Source organism: Bacillus luti (assembly GCF_001884105.1).
Classification (GTDB): Bacteria; Bacillota; Bacilli; order Bacillales; family Bacillaceae_G; genus Bacillus_A; species Bacillus_A luti.
On record NZ_MACI01000071.1, the window covers coordinates 1 to 796 of the forward strand.

Consider the following 796-nt stretch of genomic DNA (forward strand, 5'->3'; position numbering starts at 1 on the left):
TAAGCTATGCGCGAAGCAACGGCCTTACGTTTTTGCACTTTTAATAGAATCGGCGTTTTCACTTTGAGATTTTCATCTAATTCTACAACTCTTGATTTTTGCAATGTATTCAGCGCACCATTAATATCCGCATGGATACATATGCCTGCTTTACTTTGATACAGACCACGCGTGATTCGTTTGCCACTAAAAGGATAATGGGTCCTATCATCCTTAGCCCAAACTGGAACTGGATCCTTATCCAGAAAACTAGCTTTTGAAGTATAGCTTTCTTCTTGTTTTACAAATCGGATGCCTTCTTTTATACATTTATTCTCAATTGCTGTCATCAGTTTATGAAATGGGATTTGAACAAATGTTTGATTATTCTTTTTTCCCATATCAGATTTTTGTTTCCAACCAGCGTTATACCCTACGACAATTGTATCTACATTACATGCTTTCACTTTTTTGAACAACAAGCCTACCGCTTGTGAAATGTAACCATTTATTTGTCGTTCTCGTTTATGCCAAAGTGCAGCCATTCTATTCGTTACAATACGTTTTGACATTCCATTGTCCATATTTTTCTGTTGCAGATTACGTATCATTTTGTTGAAGTATTGGTTAATGGATTTTAATTTTTTCCCATCAATTAAAAATGCATCACCTGTATTTGTCACACAACTTACTAATCTATCTACACCTAAATCGCAACTCAAAGCGTTACTAGTAGTCGTAGATGGTTTCTTCATTTGAGAAACGTGCATTTCATATGTGTAATGCACCTCAAAGAACCGACCTTTTTGCTTCGGTA

Annotated in this window: 1 protein-coding gene; it reads right to left on the reverse strand. The window is 35.8% G+C overall.

Annotation, left to right across the window (positions count from 1 at the left end):
* Positions 1-796: RNA-guided endonuclease TnpB family protein (locus BAQ48_RS17855; protein ID WP_165613804.1), on the reverse strand; the 796-nt coding region annotated here is incomplete at both ends.